The organism is Ruegeria sp. D6 (genome assembly GCF_056534365.1).
In genome coordinates, this window is the sequence record NZ_JBQFPH010000004.1 from 178,664 (window position 1) to 199,265 (window position 20,602).

Sequence of the window (20,602 nt, forward strand, 5' to 3'; positions counted from 1 at the left end):
TCACTTTCTGCTATGGGCCGCACCCCGGACTTTGCAAAGTCTGGTTTCTGCGCATTGCTGTAATTGGGGCATCGCGCAGCATCGGTCAAAGTGGGCTCGGTGCAGACCTTCGCTGCGTTCCAGCTAACAGACCTCTTTGCGGACAAAGCGGACGTTCGAACTCAGACGCAATAATAACTCCGCGCACAATTGGCAAACAGGCTTAATGCTGTGATCAGAACCTGACCCTAAACGCCAGCCCAACCAATGGCGCTGTTTCATAGGTCTGACGACTAATTTCCGCTCCATTCGCATCATCTAGCGTCAGGCGGCCGTCAAATTCTGCGCCTGCAAATACGCTCAATGAAACTCCAGGATTTGGGTTGTATCCAACGGAAAGTACGACGGGGACACTCTTGTCCTCGCCCACCCCGTCCTGCGCGAGACCTTCCCCATCCAACCTGAATCGAATTCTCTCCGATCGTGCGGTTAAGGAAAGATCTATGGTCTCAGTCAACGTATAGCTCAGGGTCAACCCGGGGCCTTGTGTCGCTCCAATCCCTGAGCCAGTGTTCAAGTTCCAGCGATCATTTAGGTCCCAATCGATCAGCAGGGCCGGAAAAAAATCTGTACCACCATCGTCAAATTGAGAGAACGCGCCAAAGGCCGGTCCTATCGTCAGACGCTCGTTAAGTCGCCAAGCAATACCCGCAAAAACACCGTAGGTCCTGCCATCAGATGAGGAAGCTCCACTTTGATAATCCCACCTGATCTGCGGTGACACAAAAACTGTTGCTGTATCGCTCGCACGAAATCGCAGGGGAACAGAAACGCGAAAGTCACGGATGTTCTCCCATGGCTGATTGTTCGATTGACTGAAGCTATAGTCCAGCTTGCCGAAGCTGGTTGAAAGCCCAATGGAGTTTCCTCCTTCCAGATTGTAAAGTGCGGTAGCACGTAGAAATGCTCGGCTTGCAGAGAATTCACCGCCGTCGCTCAAATCCGCGTCCCCCTGAAACGCAGCAAGTCCATCAACCTGATACGCCCAACCTAGCCGGGGCTGCGCGGCTGAAGGTGACGCTGCAAATCCTAGAGAAATAGCTCCAAAGCAGCACGTCAGAAAAAGGTTTTTCATTTGGCATTTCCCACGTGACGCTGATTCCTTTTGAGTTGCCATTCCTGAACGAGCGTTTCAAGTCCCTAATGGTCGGCTCTGTGGACTGCGGAGACATGGCTACTCAATGACATATTTATACAATACGAAGCTTAAGCACTGACACTGATAACCTATAGCTGAATGCAGTTTATTCAGCGTGATGAGCAAGCTTGCCGTCCCATTCCTCTGACGAAACTTTGGGTTCCGGCGGGTCCGCAATGTACGACGGTGTCATTATCTGTGTTCCGTTTTCATTAAACACATCGACAATGTTTTCGCGCAAATCGGACAAAATCTTAGGCAAGCTCGATCCGCGCGAAGTGTATGCGTTGATCTCGTAATTGATTGCGTAGTCAGCCAGCTGCGTCCAAAGCACAAAAGGTTCAGGGTTCTTTCTTAACCCTTGAGTACGATGAGCTGCCTCTATCAGCATCGCTTTGATTTTCTTTGGTGGCTCCTCGTATCCGATCCCTACTGTCGTGTGAACCAACAGCCCTCGACCATCCACTTTGCGCGAATAGTTTACGACTTCGGAGTTGAGCAGCTGTGCATTTGGAATGCTAATCATCTCGTTCTTTATCGACTTAATGAGTGTTTCCATCAGTTTGATCTCGGTTACATCCCCAATCTTGTCGCCAACCTGAATTCGATCACCGACATTGGTACTGCGTCTATAGATGACAAACAGACCGGCCATCATATTCGAGACGACCGTGTTCGACCCTAACGATACCATGATGCCGGCAAGGATAGTCAGGCCTTGGAAGGCTCGAGAGTCAGATCCGGGAATATAAGGGTAGGCAAACACCAGCGCGATAACAATCAGCAAAGCCCTGCACAGCATTTTTGTTGGCGCAATCCAATGATCTTCAAAATCTTTCAGTTGGAAAGCACCGCTCTCGACGTTGTCGAAAAAAAGATCGAGGCCTCGAATTCCCAACCGTGTCACAGCTGCGATGATTGCGAGCATGATCAAGTTGGGGATATATTCAACAATTGCCAAAACGACGGTTACGAGCGGCTCGCTGACATACTTCAAGAGGATCTGGGCAATGCCCTGGGTCTCGGCAAAGGAGAGCAGCACCAATGAAAGGTAGTAGTAGAAAAAGAACAGAAACAGGACCCACATCAATATGTGTATTGAATAGACGATAATCGACGCGATTGCCCTGCTTCTCAAGAGCGATTTCGTGGCTTCCTCAACACCTTCAGCTCTCTTTTCCAAGATGTTTCTAAAGTAGTCTAATAACATTCGCCGTTTCGCAAAAAACGCATAAGAAGTGAGGGCAAAGACTGCTGTCCAAGCAAAGGCAGCCATCGCACTATCTACTCTGCCCTCATTGGACCGAGCATCTCGGTATTGAAGGACTGCAGCCTCAATCGCTTCGGACTGAAGCCCAGCTAGAACTTCAATAGCCATTTGTTCGAGCTCTGCATCAGCTTGGGTGGTTATCGTAACCATCTGCCCGTCAACGCGTATCATTTTCCCAAATTCGGCGTCCGATATCTCAAGCTGAACCGAAGCTTTCGCAGATGCATCGGCGACTTGAGCGATCCGCTCCTCAATTTTTCTCGCTCGTTCGGTTGCGGGCAGCGCACTTGAACCGCGAACCACGAACAATTCTTCGCCATCCACAATCACCGGCGCAATAAACTCGGGATCCTCTCTCTCTTCAGCCGGTGCGAGGATTTCTTCAGACTGAGCAAGCGCAACAGTGCAGGAAAATAGAAGAGGCAGTAACCATAGCGTAAGGGCCCTCATGATTTTGCTCCTTCTGCGGGAATAATATGCACATCGCGTTGCGGGAACGGTATAGATATGCCTTCTTTGTCAAACCGCTCTTTTGCTTGACCGGTCAGATCCCAATAAACGGTCCAATAGTCATCAGACTTGGACCATGGACGGCAGAAGATGTTGACGGAGTTGTCTCCCAACTCACCCACGAAAATTTCAGGTTCTGGTGCCTTCAGACAAAGCTGGTGATGCGCAACCAAGTCTTTGAGCACTTCAATTGCTTGGGCAGCGTTGTCCGAATAGGCGATACCAAAGACCAGATCGACCCGACGTTCTTCGGATGCACTTACATTGGTAATGACATCCCCCCAAATCTTGCTGTTGGGAACTATAATAATCTGGTTGTCGAATGTTCTGATCTTGGTTGAAACCACCGACATCTCATCCACAAACCCAGATGAACCGCCCACTTGGATATAGTCGCCAGTGTCGAATGGCTTGAGGACCATGATCATCAGACCGCTTGCGAGGTTTCCCAGCGTTTCCTGCAATGCGAAACCTAGGATGAACGACAAACCACCGAGCACGGCAAAAAGCGGTGTGACGTTAACTCCGAACAAAGCTAAAACGACGAGTATACCAAGGACGAAAACGGCCCAGTATACGGCGGTGGCAATGAAGCGTTTCAGCATTCTGGAGATAGTTGGAATTTTGTTCAGACCCCGTTCAGTGACCCGGCGCACCATCCGAGCAATGAACATCATGGCCCAAACTGCCAACAAAACACCCAGACCGGCCATCAGCAGGCCTACGCCCCCATCCCACGAGAACAACCAGGCCCAAGCGTTCTGAAAAAGCGTTTGAAGGTCGGTAGTTTTTAGGGCTCCCGTTTTCAACGCGAGAATATAGTCAGAATGCGGTTCTAGATCTTCCGCCTTCGCGCCTTTCAGGGCCCATGCTTCGAGTACCAGACGATAGTTGTTGAGAGTTTCTGATCCAGAGTCGTTCAAAGAGGACAACTGAGACCGCAAGTTGTCTTCCCGAGCTCCGCTCGCCGACCGAAGTTGCAAGTTTACTTGCGCGACTTCTTCGAGCCGAGAGCGCACATAACTCTGCCAAGTACCAGCGACTTGGGAAAGCTCTTCCGCGGTTAGGGGAACAAGTAGGATCTCGAGATCGTCAGCCGCAATCATCTCATCAACGACTGCATTTTTTAGATCGTCATTCTCGACTTCCACAGCCTCTTGGTCGGCCTCAGTCTCTTGCGCGCCGGCAGGAAAAGCACTCGCTAATGCCGTGAACCAAATGAATGACCAAATCTTCAACGTTCTCAGTGCTCGTCTCATCTGTCTGTCCCTTACTTCTTTAACGGTCGAAGAGAGCACACACAGATGCAACAAATCCAGACTTATGTTTATGTTTGAATATTTCCTTGTGACGAACCCCACGGATTTTTGGGTCGCCGTAGATATAGAGAACCTCTCAAATTCGCGGAACCATAGATCTGCGAATGAAACAGAAATTTCCCAAAGGGGTCATAGACTTGCCGTGCACGTAGAATTGGGAGCCTTTTCCATTAGACCCATTAAACCGAGAATAACGGCCTCCTGGCGACACCACTCACTTGCGTCTCCAGGAGGCAACCAGACAAGTCTGGCGAATGCGCGAGCAACAGAGGTAACACAAATTCGCCACGCATTCGAATACTTGAATCTAAAATACAACAAATCAAGTAATTTTACGCGCGCCAAAAAGTTTGCTCTCGCGTGCATGAGAAATACTTGTTTATTCCAGCTTACACGTCCGCTTCAGAAAACGTGGCGGCGCTGTGCAGATGGCGGGTGACGAACTTTGACTGTAGCGAACAGAATTTGCGCTCATGCCAACTTGGTTGACTAACAGCGGCCAACCACACATTCGACTTAGTCTGGCCAGTCCCATGGTCAGACTAAATCCCCGCGTTGCCCATCATCCCAGATAGAGGTGACGCGGGGAACTTTGATCCATCTTTCAATCAGTACCGTAACACCAACACCCCAAAACTACCGCCCGCGTTGTTCACCTGGTTTCCCTCCGAACGATGCGGGTTTTTTTGGGGGGGATGGGGATATAATGAGTTTCCATTTTGCAGAGCGACCGACTGGACCTTCTACTTCTGGTTTGGTCGATGGCGCACGTGTTGGCCTCATTACCACCTGCTTTTCAAACCATTCGAAAGGACGCAGCCATTCATTTTAGTTTGAAGATTCGCGTTTTCGGTTTTCCCTCATATCTTCATTCTACAATATTATAATGGGATTGTTCCTATGAAAACGACAACTAAGACCCTTGCTGCCGCTGCCGTTCTTGCATGCGGAGCAACCGTAGGACATGCCAAGGACAAAAAATATTCTGCCAAAAGACAACGCAGAGTTCGTAAACTATGGCGAGGAATCCGGCTGGAATATGTTTGTGGATTAGAGCCGAAATACTTGCCTGATCGAACGGGTGGATGAAAATACCAACGTTGTTCAAATGGGTCTTACCCCAGACAAAGATTTTGGCTACATGGGTGTTTTTACAAAGGCAGACATCGAATTTGAGGATGATAAAGTCTAGCTGCTCATGGACAACAAATTATACTATGGCGATACAACAGCGGCGCCACCTAATTTGGCGGACGGGTACAAAGGCGGTTATCTCATTGCCAACAATCCCGACTTCGTCACAGACGTGATGGAGCGCGAAACCATGATTGTAATGCCACAGTCTATTTTTGCCTTCGAATTAAGCCTTGCTGGCACCAAGAAGGCAATTGAAGCGGCGCGTGAGTGCAATGCTTCTCTGACCAACTGATCGGTGTCGATACTTCAAGGCCGTCCACTTTGTGGGCGGCTTCGTTTGTGACTGCGCGAACCCTGTGTATCGAGGAAGCCTATAATCGATTTCAGGCTTCAATTTCGATCAACTCTGTTTTGTAACTTAGATAGTTTGTCCCTTTGTTCCAAAATAACTTCTTAGAGGCGCAAAAATACGTCCGCTTCGGGCTCGAAGGGGACGTTCGCCTCACTTTACATGAGTGACTGCTTACTTCCCCAAGCACTCACATGGGAGTGAGCGATGACGCCCCAGTTACTGACCTGAGCCCGATGATCCTTGCGGGAGATTCAACTCAATCGACGACGATGGTGACGCTCGTCTCGGCTCGAAAGTCCGGTGGAAAGTCATCACTTATGCGACAATTGCCAATCACGAAATGCGGACGACTCTTGCTGCTCGCTCAATCTTCAAACGTCGATCTTTTCTGCGATATTCAGCGCGTCTTCCAATTCAACGCCAAGATATCGAACTGTGCTGTCAACCTTGGTGTGGCCAAGCAAAAGCTGCACCGCGCGTAGATTACCTGTTTTCCGGTAGATCAGTGCCGCTTTTGTGCATCTCAGCGAATGCGTGCCGTATTTGCTCAATTGAGGGAGGGCTTAAGCTGAACCGAAAAACGGACAGCATTTTCTCCAACCTTCTAAGTAGCCTTTCGTGTTCCCCGGCACTTGGGAAATTCCACGCACCCAAAGAAAGCACTACCCGATTTCCTGTTAGTGCGTTTGACCATATTAGCGCCGCATCTCGGGCAAGATGTTCGGCCTATTCGCCCGCTAGGCCTGTCTGTCGAGCTTTTTACTTTGGAAGCAGCCATCCTCTCCAGGTTTTTCAGGTGTTCTTTCTTCGTCTCCCTGCTGTTTTCCAATGCTATGTTGCGTAGTTTCGCTACGTACGCGGTCACTTGTACGTCCGAGAGTGCAATCTTCTTCTCGACTGCAATTAGCCTTCCGAGGTCTTGCAGTCCCCAAGCGACGCTTTCTGGCATCGCCGTTTTTGGTCGGGCCGAGCCCGTAAACACCACAAAGTTGTGTAAAAGACTTTCCTCAATACCCAAGATGACTTGGACGGCCTTCACGTGGGCATAGTTCTGCCGAAGCGGATTTTGAAAACTGCGGCGCTTGCCGCCTTTTAGCACTTGGGTCCAACTACGTTGGTCGGAACTGCCAAAAATCCGACCGGACATGTTCTTTGTCTCAACAACAAAGATGCCATAGCGAGAGATCAGGAGATGGTCGATCTGAGTAGTGCCACCGGCTACGGGAAGCGTTAAATCGGACAAGACCTGATAGTCTTTTTCGTTCAATACTGATGTGAGTGCTGAATGCACCCGACGTTCACCTCTGGCGCCTTTTCTTTCAGGTGTATTGTAACTTGCTTCAAGTGCCCAAAAAGCGGATTTCAACAGGAATTTTAGCATAACAATTCAAACCATTCCTTTGTTGAAGTTGATCTAACGCTGCACTGCTGTGCACCAGGCTCAGAATTTGAATGGACATTTTGTTACTTGGGTTTTTTGAAGTGCGACCGCTTGTTAGCGGGCGCCAAAAGGTTGTTAGATTATGACAAATCTGGTGCACCCTAAGTGCAAAGAAGATAGATTGTTTTGAGCAATGCGCACCAAACAAGAGCCTTTATACATCTCGAAGAAAAGCTATTGTCGAGCACTAAGTATCCGATACACGGACGCCCGACCTATACCCAGCCTACGCGAGATTTCCGTAGCGCCGATCCCTTCACTTGCAAGAGCAATCACATCAACCGACTTTGCCTTTGCCGTAGGTTTGCGACCCTTGTACTTACGCGTCTTTGCCTTATCTAGTACTACCGCAAAGTACTTATACACCTGTGTGCGCAGTTCGCCGTGGTTCATGCCCGATGCTTCTATGTGCTTTGTTATTGTGTCGCCGCACACTGCAAGACGCCGTGCCAGAGTACCAGCCTCTTTAGGGCGTCGAGTACGTAAAGACACCCGAAGGGTCCTACGTGTGGTGCATGGTCTAGTGTGGGGTTTTGGTCTTGTGTCGGGCAGTGGCCAACGGAAGTAATAGATGCCGTGTCTGGACAGTGAGAGATACGCATGCAGCTTCATTTTGTGTCACGCCTGTGTGTCACACCGCTCTAATGCTTGCTATCTAGTTGTATTGTTAGGTTTTGGTGGAGCCTAGGGGAGTCGAACCCCTGACCTCTTGCATGCCATGCAAGCGCCGCATCCCAATGCCCGATTACCACCCTGACAACACATCGCCATGCCCGTCAATGAAATAGCTCAGGTTTTCTTGGGTTTTGGCTGCAAATGACTGTTTGCATCTGGCTACAGGTGTCCATATATGTCAACAGAACAATCCGTGATTAGTAAGCACCGATTAAGCACCAAAATGACCGAAACAGCCAGACGCACCCGCCGGAAACCCGAGCGCCTGACCAAATCCCGCGTGAACCAATACCTGCGCGCCGGAGTTCCGGGCAATTACCCAGACACCCAATCCGGGCTTTCATTGCGCATTCGAGACACTGGAAAGGGGTCATGGTATTACAGTTATTCGACAGGTGGCAAACAAAGACGCATGCAACTGCTGACAGCTGGCATTGACGATGAGGCTGGATTGTTTGAGGCGCGCGAAATCGCCAGGACCCACGCCCGCAACAACGCCCAGCGCAAGAAGGAAATACAGGCCGCGATCGAAGCTCGCACAACACCACCGCCACCGTATGACCCAATCAACACCAGCTGGATGGGTGACAATGCCCCGGCTGATTTGACACTGCGCGAGGCGCTGGACCGATACGCGCAGGAGGCCGTCGGGGAAATGCCGCCCGACCTCGACCCTGCACAGCAAACCCGTTGGCAGCGCAACGCCCAAAGCCGCACATACCTGCTGAACCTGATCCCAACGCGCGAGTGGCTGTCACTGCCCCTCGCGCAGGTACCAAGCATAACACGCCGCATGCTGCGTGATCGGCAAGATCAGCTGCGTTCAGATGGCGTTGGCCCTGCATCGGTCAACCGTGGCACGTCATATCTGAAAACTGCACTGAACTGGGTCTTGCAGGAAAACATCGGCCTCAACACCAATCCGTTCGCAGGGTTCAGCGTCCAAAAACAACACCGGGAACAATCACGCAGCGTGGTGCCGACCTCAGATGAGATCCGGGCATTATGGTCAGCCACGGAAGACGGTGAACTGCCGCTGGATTATCGCAGGGTCTGGCGCATGTGCCTGCTGACGGGCGCGAGGCGTTCCGAAATCGCCAGCCTTCGTCGAGCGGATGCGGTCACCGATGCAACCACCGAACACGGGCAGCTGTCAGGGCATGCAATCATCATTGAAGGCGCAAAGACCAAGGCGGGCAACCGTCCGATCCCGCTTTGCGCCATGGCTGGTGAGATTGTCACCGAGGCCATGAATGACGCGGCAGGTGAATATTTGTTCGCGGTTTCGTCTGGCGGTCTGCGCCCGTTTGGCAATTGGTCACGGGCAATCAAACGTCACCGGGCGTTGGCTGGCATTGATCGCGATATCACGATCCATGACCTGCGCAGGCTAGCGTTCACCCGGCTGTCAGCCGCTGGCGTTGACCTGATGGTAATACAGACGCTGATCGGCCACCGCCGGGGATCGGCAACAATGCAGACATACAACCGGGCGAAATACTGGCCGGAAATGCGCAAGGCCGTTGCCCGCCTGCAGGCTGAATTGGTGCGTGATCTGGGCTGATTGGCGGCACAACGCAACGTTTTGGCAGATTATCAAATGCAAAGCCATGCTTGCTGCACCACATCCACGCTGGAAAACTGGGTACGAAAGACAATCGGGAAGTGAATTGATGATTGGAAGGACATTTGGCGCACTGGCGCTGTGCACAATTGGATTGGCGGGCTGCATGGAAGGCGGAACCCAAACCGAGGCGGAATTGCTGCAATACGGCTGGAAACCAGTATCGGAGGCTATTGACGGTTCTTCCGCGACGTATGCACAGCGTTCTCCGGAATCCGGCAAAAAATACTGGGTTTTGACCAAAACAAATACCGCGGAAATGCTGACAAAATATGAGTTTGATTGTGGAAACCAGCGCTTCCGTGAATTGGTTCCGACTTCTGATCGTAATTCAGGGGTTTCCTTGGAACTCAATCCAGATTGGCAAAGTGTGTTAGATTTCCTCCCTCAATCGATGATGCCGATACTCCAAAGTGACGTCTGCAGCGGATTGATCTAACTACCGATCACGTCAACCACGAACGCGCAAAGTCAAATTGCCGCCGTTTTTCCGACAAGACTATTGGAATGGATTTTGCGGGTTCGTCGCGCTCCCGACCGAGTGATTATCGGGTGATTTCTGACGGCGTGTTGACATTTGATTCGATTGGGTGCCCTGTAGGGTCGAAGCAACATACCCAGTGGCTTGTCTTGCCGGAAAGTGTTGCGTCATGTCGAAAACACCTCAGTTTAACCCGTTTGATCCCGCGAATGATCACCAGATCATGTCGCTTGCCCAGATTGCCCGAATGGTGGGCAAAAACACGCGTACGGTTTTACGCTGGGCAGATCCAAAGTACTACGCCGAGCCCCTGAAAACCCAACGTCTGCCCGACGGATCTCGGGTAAGCACGTGGGCACAGGTGAAAGCTTTCAGCGATCGGGAGGGCGCAGTACAAAGCCAAAGCCGACGCGAACGTAGTGGTCTTTCCGGATGCAACTGAAACGCATGGCGTGGATTGGCAATAGACCAACTGTGGCAGAAGCAACCCTTCATCGGATGAAACACTGAAGTATGCGTTGGAGCGGTTATAAACCTCGACTGCCTGAGACGTCGAAATACAGGCGCCACGGCAGGAATGTGCGCGCCAAAGCGAAATACAAAGCAGTGATGCAGGAAATCGCATATTGCCATGATACTGGCACACGCTTTGACAATCAGACGTGCGCGGACCTGACGGGGCACAGCCTCACCACTGTGAAACGCGTGCTGAGGGTATTGGCGGAGGCTGGCGTGATTCTGATCACCAATCCGGGCACCAAAGCGCGAAGCGTCAAACTGGCGACGGGATGGTTGGATTTTTGGAAAATGCGGTTTCCGCAAGTGGCTGAATTGCGGGACGCTCAGCGCGGCAAAACTGCGCCGGATTGGGATGAGGCTCGGGGCGCAGCGAAGGGCAGACAGCAAGAAGCCGAAACGGGCGACTGGCCCCGCACGGGTCCAGTTGAAATGGCCCAAACGGAACCGGTTGCATCGACTCAACCGGACCGCACGGGACCACATAACGGTGATACGGCGCACGCGCGCGATCACGGAATAGTTCCGCAGGATGATATGCCTCCTTGGCCGAACGACCCCCACCCGATCGACGAGCGGGGCGATTGGGTGCCGTTGGGGCCATACGATGATTGATGCTGAACAAAAGAACCACCAGTATCTCGCCGGTCGATACGTTTGTGCAATTGCTGAGAAGGTGTTGGATTGTGCGGAGGGCCTGGCGCAGTAATGGCACCGTTGGTACTGCGTTGGAGTCTTGACGGGCTATACCGAGAACCTGTTCTACAAAGACAACAACCTGCACTGGTTCTGAGGCCGTGCAAATGGTAGAACCGAAGGGAGGTATTGAGGAGTTTCATATGCTTCGCACAACTGCGATTGCAATCGTGGCATCGCTGTCGGCTACGATCTCCCAAGCGGGAGAATTAGGCTATTTGCTGTGTGAATACAGCGCGTTGGGAGAAGATGAACGTTGGAAAAGCCAAAGCATTCCGATGTATTACGTTGACGACAAGCTGGTTGCCCTTGGCAATCCCAGCCACTGCCTCGATGAGCCTCAATTCACGATTACCGAAAGACATGCTGCGTGGCGCTGCGTTAACGCAAAAAACGAGAACGGATCCGCTTCGCGTTCGATCTATGTGGAGATAAACCGATATACTGGTCGGTACCATCGCAATGATTTTGATGGTCATTACGATGACCTCAATATACGTGATGTTTGGCATGGTGTTTGTTCAGCTCACCACGAGCCTCAGTTCTGAGGTGGGTCGTTCAAAATGAATGTCGATGAGTGTCGTATTTGTGGGCGCAAAATTGGCCATTCCACGCCCTTGTATTCATTGCAGTTACGACGCGACAACCCTGATTATCGATGGAATACGCGCTTGCCGTTTGAAACGCGGCGGTGGCAGCCTGCCCGTCATGACCCCTTGAACGTGGTTGCGATCTGCAGTGATGAGTGCCTGAGGCGTGGTGCAATGCGCAACAGCGAAGGCAAATCCCTATCTGATGCCGTAACGGCAATAAAAATGAAGGCGGATCAGGCGCGCGATCGCTTGAAGACCGGACTTGCCCGTGGTGGCAAACCTGCCACCTGCGATCAGTGTGGCGTTGCGTTTCCGGCCATGCGATCAACGGCGCAGTATTGCGGCGATGCCTGCCGAGCCAAATCGCGCCGGAAACGCTTGGCAGCTGATGATTGACACCATCAACCAGCGAATTTGGCAGGAATAAACAAGAATCTGACGCGAGTTCGCATGCAGTCGAAACCACAAGTCATCATTTCGATTGCGTGGGTGTTGCGCACCATCGCAGAACATCCGCAAAAAACCGGTGTGAATAAATATCCGAACAGTTTGAAGAATGGGGCGTCAAATCATGAAACGCATTTTTGCAATCATGGCAGCAACAGTACTGACACAACCTGCGTACGGTGATGAGGGCGACAAAATATGGGTGCACAGCGCCTTGTCTCCATCGGTAAACCCGGACATTGCGGTGGATCTCCTCGATGGTGCAACTGAGGGTTGCTGGACAAACTTGAAGGAAGTTCGTGAATACGCTCATGGTCAACTGAGTGAAGTTGGATTTCAGGTTGTTGAGCAGGGGGAAGTGTCCGGTGCAGTACTTGAAATTACTGTTACCTCATCCCGTGAGAGCGGGAGATGTTACGGGAGGGTTCAAGTCGTCGGGTTGGTGTCAGCGACGCCGTACGGGGAGGGAGTATTCGGTCTTCCCGTCTGGGGGCTCGCGCAGCGTTACGGTTTTGTTTTCACGGGTCGTGACAACGCCAATATTTTGACGCTGGAAGCCGTACGCAAAGCTGTTAACGCGATTGAAGCCAACCGATAAGGCGTGTGCATTCATCGGGGCTTGGTTTTGTTGTAAATTCCAAAGGAGTTCTATTTGATGAAGTATTCAGTTCTTTTGCGATCGCTTTGCATTCCCGTGGCGGCGATTTTGGCAGGCTGTGAGGCAGGAAATTATGAGCAACCAACTCAGTACGTTGTCGGGAAAGTTATTGATTTCGAACAAAGCTCAGGTCGAATAGCAACTGAAGTAATGTATATCCCAACAGTGCATACCGTGTTGGAGAAACCGCTCATCGATGAAATGGTCGCAATGTGCAAAAGCTGGGGCTGGAAAGGCGTCTATTACGGTCACGGGTATTTTGCTGGGCGAGATGGTTTGACGCAGATTTGGCGAAACAACAACCAGTGCACAAACAACGTGTGAATAGTTTATGACTCAGTTCAGCGGCATGTCTGAGATCGGCGCTGGCAGCGAATTAAGCTGTGGTTGAAGCCGATGTGCACTCATCCAAAAAGGAAATGCCGGCTTTCCTGCGGGCTCACGGAAATGCGCGCGACCGCGAAGGAATACAGGTTGTAACCTGCCCCAAAAATCTGTGCATATAATTGAAAGAAAGGGAAAAACCCAATGCAGTTGCAGCCACATTGTCTGCGAGCGAAGTAGCGAGTGCCAGCCCTCGCAACAATTCAAATTAGCACCCAGTAAGCACCAAGCCCGAAATTTCGGCGCTTGCGAGGTCAGGGCTAAAACACCTGCGCGCCTTGAAGCGGTTAATTTCATTTGAAGATTTGGTGGTGGAGCCTAGGGGAGTCGAACCCCTGACCTCTTGCATGCCATGCAAGCGCTCTCCCAACTGAGCTAAGGCCCCATAAAGGTACCGTCGTAACGGTGGACGGACGTTTATGAGACGCCGTCGATGAGTGCAAGTCCTAAAATCGGAATCGGCAAAAAATTCAGACCGACTTCGCGGACCGGGTCGAGGCGGCGGGGCCGCCTCGGGATCCATCAGTTTTCGTCTTCTGACGACATGTCCTTTATATCGTCTAGTGAAACGTTGTCGCTGTCGTCATCGTCGTCTAGCAGATCGTCGTCCAATTCGACATCGACATTATCGTCATCATCCAGAACGATATCTTCGTCCGACGACGCTTCGCGCGCCTTGACCGATGCGGCATCTTCAGCATCCGCGGCGATCATCCGGCTTTTTCCGGTGTCCAGCTCCACGACCTCGCCCGTATAGGGGCTGACGATCGGGTCCTTGTTCAGGTCGTAAAAACGTTTGCCGGTTGTCGGGCAGACACGCTTTACGCCCCATTCTTCCTTGGGCATATCAAATCCCCTTGATATCAGGTGAATCTCATCAATGATTCAGGTCACCTGCCACATGCGGCAGGCACTGTCAAAGCCTTTGCGCAAAGGAGGCCCACCCATGGGGCGACACGCATTGCCCGGAACACCTCCGGTGCCGCTGACACTGCGCAGATCGGCGCGCGCACGGCGGATCAGTTTGCGAATTTCCCAATTGGATGGACGGGTTACGCTGACCTACCCGACAGGGGTGGCTGAAGCCGAAGCGCTGGATTTCGCACAGCAGAAAGAGGGCTGGATCCGCGGGCACCTGCAGGATCGACCTAGCCTTGAAGCAGTTGGCGTAGGGCAGTTCATTCCGATCGAGGGTACGGCGCGGCGAATCGTTCCTGCATCGGGGCGGAGGGTCTTGCTGAGTGGCGATGCGATCGGGGTTCCGCCCGGTGCCGAAGCACGGCGACTAGCGCGGTTTCTAAAAGAGCTTGCCCGCGATCGTCTGACCGGTGCGTGCGATGATTACGCGGCGATGCTGGGGCGGTCGTACAGTAGCCTTACTTTGCGCGATACGCGTTCGCGCTGGGGGTCGTGCAGTTCTGCGGGCGGGTTGATGTTCTCCTGGCGGTTGATCCTCGCCCCGACAGAGGTTCTCCATTATGTGGCCGCGCATGAAGTGGCGCATCTTGCCGAAATGAACCACTCACCTGCGTTCTGGGCGCAGGTCGAGCGTATTTTTGGCCCTTACAAAGAACCACGCCGCTGGCTGCGAGACAACGGGGCTGAACTGCACAGATATCGCTTCGACTCCGTCGCTTGACCTCGGCGCGATTTGTGATCACATAAACTCATGTTAACCTCACGCCCCGCCGAGTCTCATACGGCAACCCATGATCGCGTTTATCGCGCCCTCAGATCCCGCATCATGCATGGAGAGATTGCCCCGGGGCAGGCGTTGACACTGCGCGGGATTGGCAAGGAATTCGGTGTGTCGATGACTCCGGCGCGCGAGGCGGTGCGACGTCTGGCGGCAGAAGGTGCTTTGTTCCTGTCCACCTCCGGTCGGGTATCAACGCCGGAACTCACGCGCGATCGGATCGAAGAGCTGGCGGCGCTGCGCGCGCTGCTTGAGGTTGAACTGGCCAGCCGGGCCCTGCCGCGCGCGCATATGGCGCTGATTGACCGGTTGCAAAGCATCAACATGGCAGTAGCCGAGATGGTCACGAAACGCGATGCAGTGGGATATATCCGTGCAAATCTGGAATTTCACCGCACGCTGTATCTACGCGCACAGGCCCCCGCGATGCTTGCCATGGCCGAAACTGTCTGGCTGCAGCTGGGTCCCACGATGCGTGCCCTATACGGTCGGTTGCGGAGGACCGAGCCACCGCACTACCATCGTCTGATCATCGCAGCGCTCAAGGCCGGGGATGAGCCTGGATTGCGACTAGCAGTGCGTTCGGATGTGACCCAGGGCTTGCGGCTGCTTGTGACCTGAGCGGCTTGTTGCCCATCTTCCAATTCAGTTGATTTCGGATGTCGCTTTGCTGGCTTGAGCGACCGGGCTGCGCTATTCTGAACGCAAATCACAACAAGAGCAGATTTAACTATGATTAATCGAAGAGTGTTTTCCTTAGGGCTTGGTTCAACCCTGTTGGCGGCCTGTTCCACAGGCACCGCACCCAACAGTGCTCCGGCTTCGCGGATGCGTGCGGTTCCGAACGCAGGATGGGATGCCTGGGTGGCCAGTTTCAAAAACCGGGCAGCGTCACAGGGCATTTCACAGACGACCCTTAGCCGAGCGTTTCAAGGCGCAGGATATCTACCCGACGTGATCGAACGCGATCGCAATCAGGTCGAATTCAAACGCTCGCTTGAGGATTATCTGGCGATTGCTGCCTCGGATGAACGGATCAGCACTGGCAAGCAAATGCTTGTGCGGCATGCAGGAACCCTGTCGCAGATCGAAGCCCAATACGGTGTCGACAAGGAGGTCGTCGTGGCTGTTTGGGGCCTGGAAAGCCGTTATGGTGCACGGCGCGGCGATGTGCCGGTGATCTCGGCAACGTCGACTCTGGCCTATGACGGGCGGCGCGGAGCGTTTTTTGAGAAGCAACTGGTGGCAGCGCTGAAGATAATTCAAGAGGGCGATACGACCCCGGCTAACATGACCGGCAGCTGGGCCGGAGCGATGGGCCACACACAGTTCATTCCGACGTCTTACCTTGCTTATGCGGTCGATTTCACCGGCGACGGGCGGCGCGATATCTGGTCCGATGACCCAGCAGATTCACTTGCGTCAACGGCGGCTTATCTGGCACGTGCCGGTTGGGTGCGAGGGCAGCCTTGGGGCGGTGAAGTCGGCACGGTTTCGGGCACGCCGGCGGCAGTGCTGCAACCGCAGACGCCCGGCCCACGTATTGCTGTGTTCCGCAATTTTCAGGTGATCAAGCGCTACAACAATTCGGACAGCTACGCGATCGGCGTAGGTCATCTTTCTGATCGCATTGCTGGCGGCGCGCCGTTCCAAGCGTCATTCGGGCCGGATGCGACCGGTTTGACGCTGGAGGATCGTAAAGAACTGCAGCGCCGCCTGACATCCGCGGGCTATGACACACAAGGCGCAGATGGTGTTATCGGCAAGAATACTGAGGCGGCAATTAGCGCCTACCAGCGCGCCAACGGGTTGTCCGTGACTGGCCAGCCTTCGGTGGCTCTGTTGCAGCGGTTGGGTGGCTGACGGGTTAAGCCGCCAGCCCTTTCGAACCGATATCCAGGAACTTCTGACGGCGGTCCTTGATCAGGGCTGCCGCGTCTTTCCCATCAAGCTCTTCCAGCATCGAGGCAATTGCAGACCGCACGGCTTCGACCGCCGCCGGGCGGTTGCGATGTGCACCGCCCTTGGGCTCGGTGATGATGTGGTCACAAACGCCCAGCTTGTGCAGATCCTGAGCGGTAAGGCGCAACGCTTCGGCGGCCTCGCGCATTTTTTCGGCATCTTTCCAAAGAATCGACGCGCAGCCTTCGGGCGAAATCACCGAGTAGACCGAATGCTCCAACATCGCTACGCGGTTCGCAGTCGCAAAGGCGACCGCGCCACCAGAACCACCTTCGCCGATGATTACGGACACCAAAGGAACGCCAATCTTTAGGCACATCTCGGTTGAGCGCGCGATCGCCTCGGACTGGCCACGTTCTTCCGCCCCCTTGCCGGGATAGGCCCCAGCTGTATCGATCAAGGTGATTACCGGCAGGCCAAAGCGGCCTGCCATTTCCATCAGGCGTACGGCCTTGCGATAGCCCTCGGGGCGGGCCATGCCGAAATTGCGTTCAATCCGCGATTTGGTATCGCTGCCTTTTTCGTGGCCAATCACCATGACGGGTTGATCGTTGAACCGCGCCAGACCGCCAATTACCGCCAGATCGTCGGCAAAGTTCCGGTCACCTGCCAGTGGGGTGAATTCGGTAAACAGCGCATCCACGTAATCGTTGCAGTGTGGACGTTCAGGATGACGCGCCACCTGACATTTCCGCCATGGGGTCAGATCGGCATACAGCTCGTCCAGAAGCTTGGCGGCCTTGGCATCCAGCGCGGCGGCCTCTTCCGTCACATCCATTTCTTCATTGGCACGGGCCAGCGCGCGCAGCTCTTCAGCTTTGCCTTCGATCTCGGCCAGCGGTTTTTCGAAATCCAGATACTGGGTCATGACGCCTCTCAACGCGGAAGTTCCCTGCTATATGACTAATGCTTGTCCGGGATGCAACTCAGCAAGATTTGTGGTTGTGGAATATGCGATCACCGTTGGGCAAAGTGAAGGAAGGATACTGATGGCTGCCAGCTATGAAGATCGCGTGCTGCGTGTGTTGACCTACATTCATGACAACCCCGCCAGAGACTTGTCTCTGGACGCCCTGGCCGAGGTTGCGGCCATGTCGCGGTTTCACTGGCATCGCGTGTTTCGCGTCATTACTGGCGAGACCTGCGCGCAGGCCACCCGTCGGATACGCCTGCACCGTGCCGCCTGCTGGCTGGTGCAAACAGACAGACCGGTTACGCGGATCGCGACCGACGTTGGCTATCCGAACCAAAAATCCTTTGCGCGGGCCTTTTCCGAGGCCTACGGCAGCAGCCCCACCGCGTTTCGACGTGCGGGGCAAATACTGCCGGCCCATCCAATGTTCAAAACCGGAGGATATCCGATGCATCCCGTAACAACCCGAACCGAACCGTCTCGCCGAGTCATAGCGCTGCCACATAAAGGGGCGTATGCCGAGATTGGCCGCAGCTTTGAGGCCTTTGGTGCCCTGTGCGAATCCCGCAAACTGTGGCCGCAAGTCGGCCCGATGATCGGGCTGTATCTCGACAGTCCGGACGATGTGCCCGAGGATGAATTGCGCAGTTTTGCAGGTGCTGAATTCTGCGGTGATGATACGCCCGAGGGGATGGAAGACCTTGAAATTCCGGGTGGCAAAACAGCGGTGTTGACCTTCAAGGGCCCTTATTCCGGCCTTCACGGCGCGTATCAGACATTATTTGGCAATTGGTTGCCCGAGTCTGGCGAAGAACCTGCGGACCATCCGTGTTATGAGATCTATCTCAACGATCCACGAGAAACGGCCCCCGAGGATCTGTTGACCGAAATTTGCCTGCCGCTCAGGTAACCTAATTCGGCCACAGCACCGGATAGAGCGAGGCCACAAGCAGGGCCGCCATCGTCCAGTTGAATGCCAGCAATCGGTGCGGGTTCGTCAGGATTCGCGCCATTTGCTGTCCAAGAACCGTCCAGGTGCTGACCGAGGGCAGGTTGATGGCTCCGAACACCAGCGCGACCAGCAGAATCGCATTGATCGTTTGGTCGGGCGCATAGGCGGCTGTCGCGGTCAGCGCCATCGCCCAGGCTTTTGGGTTGACCCATTGGAAGGCTGCAGCTTGCAGAAACGTCATCGGGGTGCCCGCAGCATCGACACCTTTAGCGGGCGCTGCATGGGCGATTTTCCATGCCAGATACAGCAGATACAGAACCGAAAGAACTTTCAACACGGTATGACTAATCGGATACCGGTCAAAGACTTGAACCAGACCCGCCCCTACCAGAAGCACCATAAAGGTGAAGCCCAAACCGATACCCAGCATATGCGGGATCGTGCGGCGAAAGCCGAAATTCGCACCCGATGCCATAAGCATAAGATTGTTGGGTCCCGGCGTGATTGACGAGACAAAGGCAAATGCGATCAGGGCCATCAGGATATCGTAGGTCATGGCTGCATTTTCTCGCTGAATCCGGCAAATGAAATTGCGTATTCGTGCGCTCTAAGGTTAATGTTGCAATAAATGGCGAAGATTGATCAGATCAACCAACATATATTGCAAGAGCTTTCGCGGGACGGTCGCATCAGCAACCTCGATCTTGCCGAGCGGGTGGGCCTGTCGCCCTCCGCTTGCTTGCGCCGGGTGCAGGAGCTTGAGCGGGCAGGGATCATTTCCGGCTACCGAGCAGTGCTGAACCCGGCGGCGCTGGGGGTGGGTTTCGTTGCCTATATCGGCGTTGGTCTGGGCGAGCACACAAAAGCGGCGCAGGAAGGGTTCGAAAGGGCCTTGCAACAAGCGCCCGAAGTGGTGGAATGTCACAATATCACCGGCACGATCGAATACCTGCTACGGGTCGAATGTGCCGATTTGCCCTCCTACAAAACCTTCCACACCGAGGTGCTGGGTACACTGCCGCATGTGACCTCGATCACCTCATATGTTGTGATGGGATCGCCCAAGGATATGCGCGCGTGACCATCAAAAAGTGATTTTTAACCATCTTGCGAGGTCAAAGTTCAGCGCCTAGTGTCATCTCAACAGGATCGTCGGCAGGGATTAACCCCGAAGCAGGCGCAAATTCAGGGAGTAGACCATGACATTTTTTCGCACCGGAGCGCTGGTGGCTGCCTTGGCAATGTTTGCCGGCGCTGCGACAGCAGCACCTTTGAAGTTACAGCCAGCTAGCCCTCAGCCCAGCCCAAAAGCCGGCTTGAACGTAAAATACAGTTGGGAAGGTAACCCGCCTCGCAAAATCCAGAACCTCTCGAAGGTCAATCATCTGCTGAAAAAGGCAAAGCCGGGTCAGCCCCTCCGAGGTTTGGACTACAGAGACACGAACGAAGGTGATCCTGTCCTGACCTACAATCAGGCGTTCAATGTTGCCGCGGAAATCAGCGGATATATCCGGTTTGATTCACCCGGAGTTTACGAGCTTGAAACCTGGTCGAACGATGGGATTGACGCCTGGGTCGGCGGTCAGCAGATCGGCTATGTCAACGGCCGTCAGGGCTGCGAAGCCAACCAACGCACCGAGGTCGAAGTGCCGCAGGCGGGTTGGTATCCAATCAAAATCAAGTATTTTCAGAAATACGGTACCTCGTGCCTGATGATGAAATCAGGAAAGAAGGGTGAGCGTTTCACATGGACACCAAACAATGTATTTGGACGCTGATCAGATCGATTAGGGCGCTCA

Annotated in this window: 22 protein-coding genes, 1 tRNA gene and 1 pseudogene; 14 read left to right on the forward strand and 10 right to left on the reverse strand. The window is 53.6% G+C overall.

Annotated elements, in window-relative coordinates; translation table 11 throughout:
• Positions 1-214 precede the first annotated feature (214 nt).
• The 3 genes from ACR0A1_RS14945 to ACR0A1_RS14955 form a co-directional block, all read right to left on the reverse strand.
• Positions 215-1,114, reverse strand: a complete 900-nt coding sequence (locus ACR0A1_RS14945; protein WP_480868181.1) for a hypothetical protein — start codon at positions 1,112-1,114, stop codon at positions 215-217.
• A gap of 169 nt (positions 1,115-1,283) precedes the next feature.
• Complete coding sequence (locus ACR0A1_RS14950; RefSeq protein ID WP_480868183.1) at positions 1,284-2,897, reverse strand: mechanosensitive ion channel family protein; 1,614 nt, start codon at positions 2,895-2,897, stop codon at positions 1,284-1,286.
• Positions 2,894-4,216, reverse strand: a complete 1,323-nt coding sequence (locus ACR0A1_RS14955) for a mechanosensitive ion channel family protein (protein ID WP_170567857.1) — start codon at positions 4,214-4,216, stop codon at positions 2,894-2,896. The genes ACR0A1_RS14950 and ACR0A1_RS14955 overlap by 4 nt, the downstream gene beginning before the upstream one ends.
• Before the next feature lie 1,258 nt (positions 4,217-5,474).
• On the opposite strand from ACR0A1_RS14955, the gene ACR0A1_RS14960 reads away from it, so the two are divergent.
• Positions 5,475-5,705 (forward strand): hypothetical protein, encoded by a 231-nt coding sequence (locus ACR0A1_RS14960; protein WP_223117491.1) that lies wholly within the window; start codon positions 5,475-5,477, stop codon positions 5,703-5,705.
• A gap of 431 nt (positions 5,706-6,136) precedes the next feature.
• Here the strand turns inward: ACR0A1_RS14960 and ACR0A1_RS14965 are convergent.
• From ACR0A1_RS14965 to ACR0A1_RS14975, 3 genes and pseudogenes are all read right to left on the reverse strand, one after another.
• Positions 6,137-6,313, reverse strand: a pseudogene (locus tag ACR0A1_RS14965) (integrase); the annotation flags it as partial.
• Between the two features lie 56 nt (positions 6,314-6,369).
• Complete coding sequence (locus ACR0A1_RS14970) at positions 6,370-7,146, reverse strand: nuclease-related domain-containing protein (protein ID WP_480753989.1); 777 nt, start codon at positions 7,144-7,146, stop codon at positions 6,370-6,372.
• 234 nt (positions 7,147-7,380) lie between these two features.
• A complete protein-coding gene (locus ACR0A1_RS14975) occupies positions 7,381-7,818 on the reverse strand; it encodes a helix-turn-helix domain-containing protein (protein ID WP_370644341.1) in 438 nt (145 codons plus the stop codon).
• A gap of 286 nt (positions 7,819-8,104) precedes the next feature.
• Between ACR0A1_RS14975 and ACR0A1_RS14980 the strand changes: the two genes are divergently transcribed.
• The 7 genes from ACR0A1_RS14980 to ACR0A1_RS15010 all read left to right on the forward strand — a co-directional run bounded on the left by ACR0A1_RS14980 (position 8,105) and on the right by ACR0A1_RS15010 (position 13,220).
• Positions 8,105-9,445 carry a tyrosine-type recombinase/integrase gene (locus ACR0A1_RS14980; protein ID WP_480868186.1) on the forward strand — a complete coding sequence of 447 codons (1,341 nt, stop codon included), beginning with the start codon at positions 8,105-8,107 and terminating at the stop codon, positions 9,443-9,445.
• Positions 9,432-9,944: a hypothetical protein gene (locus ACR0A1_RS14985; protein WP_480868188.1), complete on the forward strand. Its 513-nt coding sequence runs from the start codon at positions 9,432-9,434 to the stop codon at positions 9,942-9,944. The genes ACR0A1_RS14980 and ACR0A1_RS14985 overlap by 14 nt, the downstream gene beginning before the upstream one ends.
• Positions 9,945-10,565: 621 nt before the next feature.
• Positions 10,566-11,117, forward strand: a complete 552-nt coding sequence (locus tag ACR0A1_RS14990) for a hypothetical protein (RefSeq protein ID WP_480868190.1) — start codon at positions 10,566-10,568, stop codon at positions 11,115-11,117.
• Between the two features lie 224 nt (positions 11,118-11,341).
• The gene (locus ACR0A1_RS14995; protein WP_480868192.1) at positions 11,342-11,746 is read left to right on the forward strand and encodes a hypothetical protein; all 405 of its coding nucleotides are present in this window, start codon (positions 11,342-11,344) and stop codon (positions 11,744-11,746) included.
• 216 nt (positions 11,747-11,962) lie between these two features.
• Complete coding sequence (locus tag ACR0A1_RS15000; protein ID WP_480868194.1) at positions 11,963-12,187, forward strand: hypothetical protein; 225 nt, start codon at positions 11,963-11,965, stop codon at positions 12,185-12,187.
• 175 nt (positions 12,188-12,362) lie between these two features.
• Entirely contained in the window at positions 12,363-12,836 is a 474-nt protein-coding gene (locus ACR0A1_RS15005) for a hypothetical protein (protein ID WP_480868196.1), read from the forward strand.
• Positions 12,837-12,893: 57 nt separating this feature from the next.
• Positions 12,894-13,220, forward strand: a complete 327-nt coding sequence (locus tag ACR0A1_RS15010; protein ID WP_480868198.1) for a hypothetical protein — start codon at positions 12,894-12,896, stop codon at positions 13,218-13,220.
• Positions 13,221-13,589: 369 nt separating this feature from the next.
• On the opposite strand, the gene ACR0A1_RS15015 is transcribed toward ACR0A1_RS15010, so the two are convergent.
• Positions 13,590-13,665: transfer RNA gene (locus ACR0A1_RS15015), tRNA-Ala, on the reverse strand.
• Positions 13,666-13,802: 137 nt separating this feature from the next.
• Positions 13,803-14,126: a TIGR02300 family protein gene (locus ACR0A1_RS15020; protein ID WP_170395552.1), complete on the reverse strand. Its 324-nt coding sequence runs from the start codon at positions 14,124-14,126 to the stop codon at positions 13,803-13,805.
• A gap of 100 nt (positions 14,127-14,226) precedes the next feature.
• Here ACR0A1_RS15020 and ACR0A1_RS15025 point away from each other — a divergent pair, with 100 nt between their 5' ends.
• The 3 genes from ACR0A1_RS15025 (at position 14,227) to ACR0A1_RS15035 (ending at position 16,839) form a co-directional block, all read left to right on the forward strand.
• Entirely contained in the window at positions 14,227-14,919 is a 693-nt protein-coding gene (locus ACR0A1_RS15025; protein WP_480571347.1) for a M48 family metallopeptidase, read from the forward strand.
• Positions 14,920-14,949: 30 nt separating this feature from the next.
• Complete coding sequence (locus ACR0A1_RS15030; RefSeq protein ID WP_170395556.1) at positions 14,950-15,597, forward strand: GntR family transcriptional regulator; 648 nt, start codon at positions 14,950-14,952, stop codon at positions 15,595-15,597.
• 111 nt (positions 15,598-15,708) lie between these two features.
• Positions 15,709-16,839, forward strand: coding sequence for a lytic murein transglycosylase (locus tag ACR0A1_RS15035; protein WP_170401999.1), 1,131 nt, complete (start codon positions 15,709-15,711; stop codon positions 16,837-16,839).
• 4 nt (positions 16,840-16,843) lie between these two features.
• Here ACR0A1_RS15035 and ACR0A1_RS15040 read toward each other — a convergent pair whose 3' ends face one another.
• Entirely contained in the window at positions 16,844-17,806 is a 963-nt protein-coding gene (locus ACR0A1_RS15040; RefSeq protein WP_170395560.1) for an acetyl-CoA carboxylase carboxyltransferase subunit alpha, read from the reverse strand.
• A gap of 121 nt (positions 17,807-17,927) precedes the next feature.
• Between ACR0A1_RS15040 and ACR0A1_RS15045 the strand changes: the two genes are divergently transcribed.
• Entirely contained in the window at positions 17,928-18,761 is an 834-nt protein-coding gene (locus ACR0A1_RS15045; RefSeq protein WP_480868201.1) for an AraC family transcriptional regulator, read from the forward strand.
• Position 18,762: 1 nt separating this feature from the next.
• Here ACR0A1_RS15045 and ACR0A1_RS15050 read toward each other — a convergent pair whose 3' ends face one another.
• Positions 18,763-19,359, reverse strand: coding sequence for a LysE family translocator (locus ACR0A1_RS15050; protein WP_170626224.1), 597 nt, complete (start codon positions 19,357-19,359; stop codon positions 18,763-18,765).
• Between the two features lie 72 nt (positions 19,360-19,431).
• Between ACR0A1_RS15050 and ACR0A1_RS15055 the strand changes: the two genes are divergently transcribed.
• Together ACR0A1_RS15055 and ACR0A1_RS15060 are read left to right on the forward strand one after the other, a co-directional pair.
• Positions 19,432-19,884: an Lrp/AsnC family transcriptional regulator gene (locus ACR0A1_RS15055; RefSeq protein ID WP_170513733.1), complete on the forward strand. Its 453-nt coding sequence runs from the start codon at positions 19,432-19,434 to the stop codon at positions 19,882-19,884.
• Between the two features lie 118 nt (positions 19,885-20,002).
• Complete coding sequence (locus ACR0A1_RS15060) at positions 20,003-20,581, forward strand: PA14 domain-containing protein (RefSeq protein ID WP_170395568.1); 579 nt, start codon at positions 20,003-20,005, stop codon at positions 20,579-20,581.
• Positions 20,582-20,602: the final 21 nt, after the last annotated feature.

Excerpts from the sequence above, each read along its gene's own strand:
- ACR0A1_RS15020 (WP_170395552.1), bottom strand. The coding sequence starts at position 14,126 with ATGCCCAAGGAAGAATGGGGCGTAAAGCGTGTCTGCCCGACAACCGGC.
- ACR0A1_RS15035 (WP_170401999.1), top strand. The coding sequence starts at position 15,709 with ATGATTAATCGAAGAGTGTTTTCCTTAGGGCTTGGTTCAACCCTGTTG.
- ACR0A1_RS15040 (WP_170395560.1), bottom strand. The coding sequence starts at position 17,806 with ATGACCCAGTATCTGGATTTCGAAAAACCGCTGGCCGAGATCGAAGGC.
- ACR0A1_RS15000 (WP_480868194.1), top strand. The coding sequence starts at position 11,963 with ATGCGCAACAGCGAAGGCAAATCCCTATCTGATGCCGTAACGGCAATA.
- ACR0A1_RS14975 (WP_370644341.1), bottom strand. The coding sequence starts at position 7,818 with ATGAAGCTGCATGCGTATCTCTCACTGTCCAGACACGGCATCTATTAC.
- ACR0A1_RS15060 (WP_170395568.1), top strand. The coding sequence starts at position 20,003 with ATGACATTTTTTCGCACCGGAGCGCTGGTGGCTGCCTTGGCAATGTTT.
- ACR0A1_RS14995 (WP_480868192.1), top strand. The coding sequence starts at position 11,342 with ATGCTTCGCACAACTGCGATTGCAATCGTGGCATCGCTGTCGGCTACG.
- ACR0A1_RS15050 (WP_170626224.1), bottom strand. The coding sequence starts at position 19,359 with ATGACCTACGATATCCTGATGGCCCTGATCGCATTTGCCTTTGTCTCG.
- ACR0A1_RS14955 (WP_170567857.1), bottom strand. The coding sequence starts at position 4,216 with ATGAGACGAGCACTGAGAACGTTGAAGATTTGGTCATTCATTTGGTTC.
- ACR0A1_RS14980 (WP_480868186.1), top strand. The coding sequence starts at position 8,105 with ATGACCGAAACAGCCAGACGCACCCGCCGGAAACCCGAGCGCCTGACC.
- ACR0A1_RS15030 (WP_170395556.1), top strand. The coding sequence starts at position 14,950 with ATGTTAACCTCACGCCCCGCCGAGTCTCATACGGCAACCCATGATCGC.
- ACR0A1_RS15045 (WP_480868201.1), top strand. The coding sequence starts at position 17,928 with ATGGCTGCCAGCTATGAAGATCGCGTGCTGCGTGTGTTGACCTACATT.
- ACR0A1_RS15010 (WP_480868198.1), top strand. The coding sequence starts at position 12,894 with ATGAAGTATTCAGTTCTTTTGCGATCGCTTTGCATTCCCGTGGCGGCG.
- ACR0A1_RS15025 (WP_480571347.1), top strand. The coding sequence starts at position 14,227 with ATGGGGCGACACGCATTGCCCGGAACACCTCCGGTGCCGCTGACACTG.
- ACR0A1_RS14950 (WP_480868183.1), bottom strand. The coding sequence starts at position 2,897 with ATGAGGGCCCTTACGCTATGGTTACTGCCTCTTCTATTTTCCTGCACT.
- ACR0A1_RS14970 (WP_480753989.1), bottom strand. The coding sequence starts at position 7,146 with ATGCTAAAATTCCTGTTGAAATCCGCTTTTTGGGCACTTGAAGCAAGT.
- ACR0A1_RS14960 (WP_223117491.1), top strand. The coding sequence starts at position 5,475 with ATGGACAACAAATTATACTATGGCGATACAACAGCGGCGCCACCTAAT.
- ACR0A1_RS15055 (WP_170513733.1), top strand. The coding sequence starts at position 19,432 with ATGGCGAAGATTGATCAGATCAACCAACATATATTGCAAGAGCTTTCG.
- ACR0A1_RS14945 (WP_480868181.1), bottom strand. The coding sequence starts at position 1,114 with ATGAAAAACCTTTTTCTGACGTGCTGCTTTGGAGCTATTTCTCTAGGA.
- ACR0A1_RS15005 (WP_480868196.1), top strand. The coding sequence starts at position 12,363 with ATGAAACGCATTTTTGCAATCATGGCAGCAACAGTACTGACACAACCT.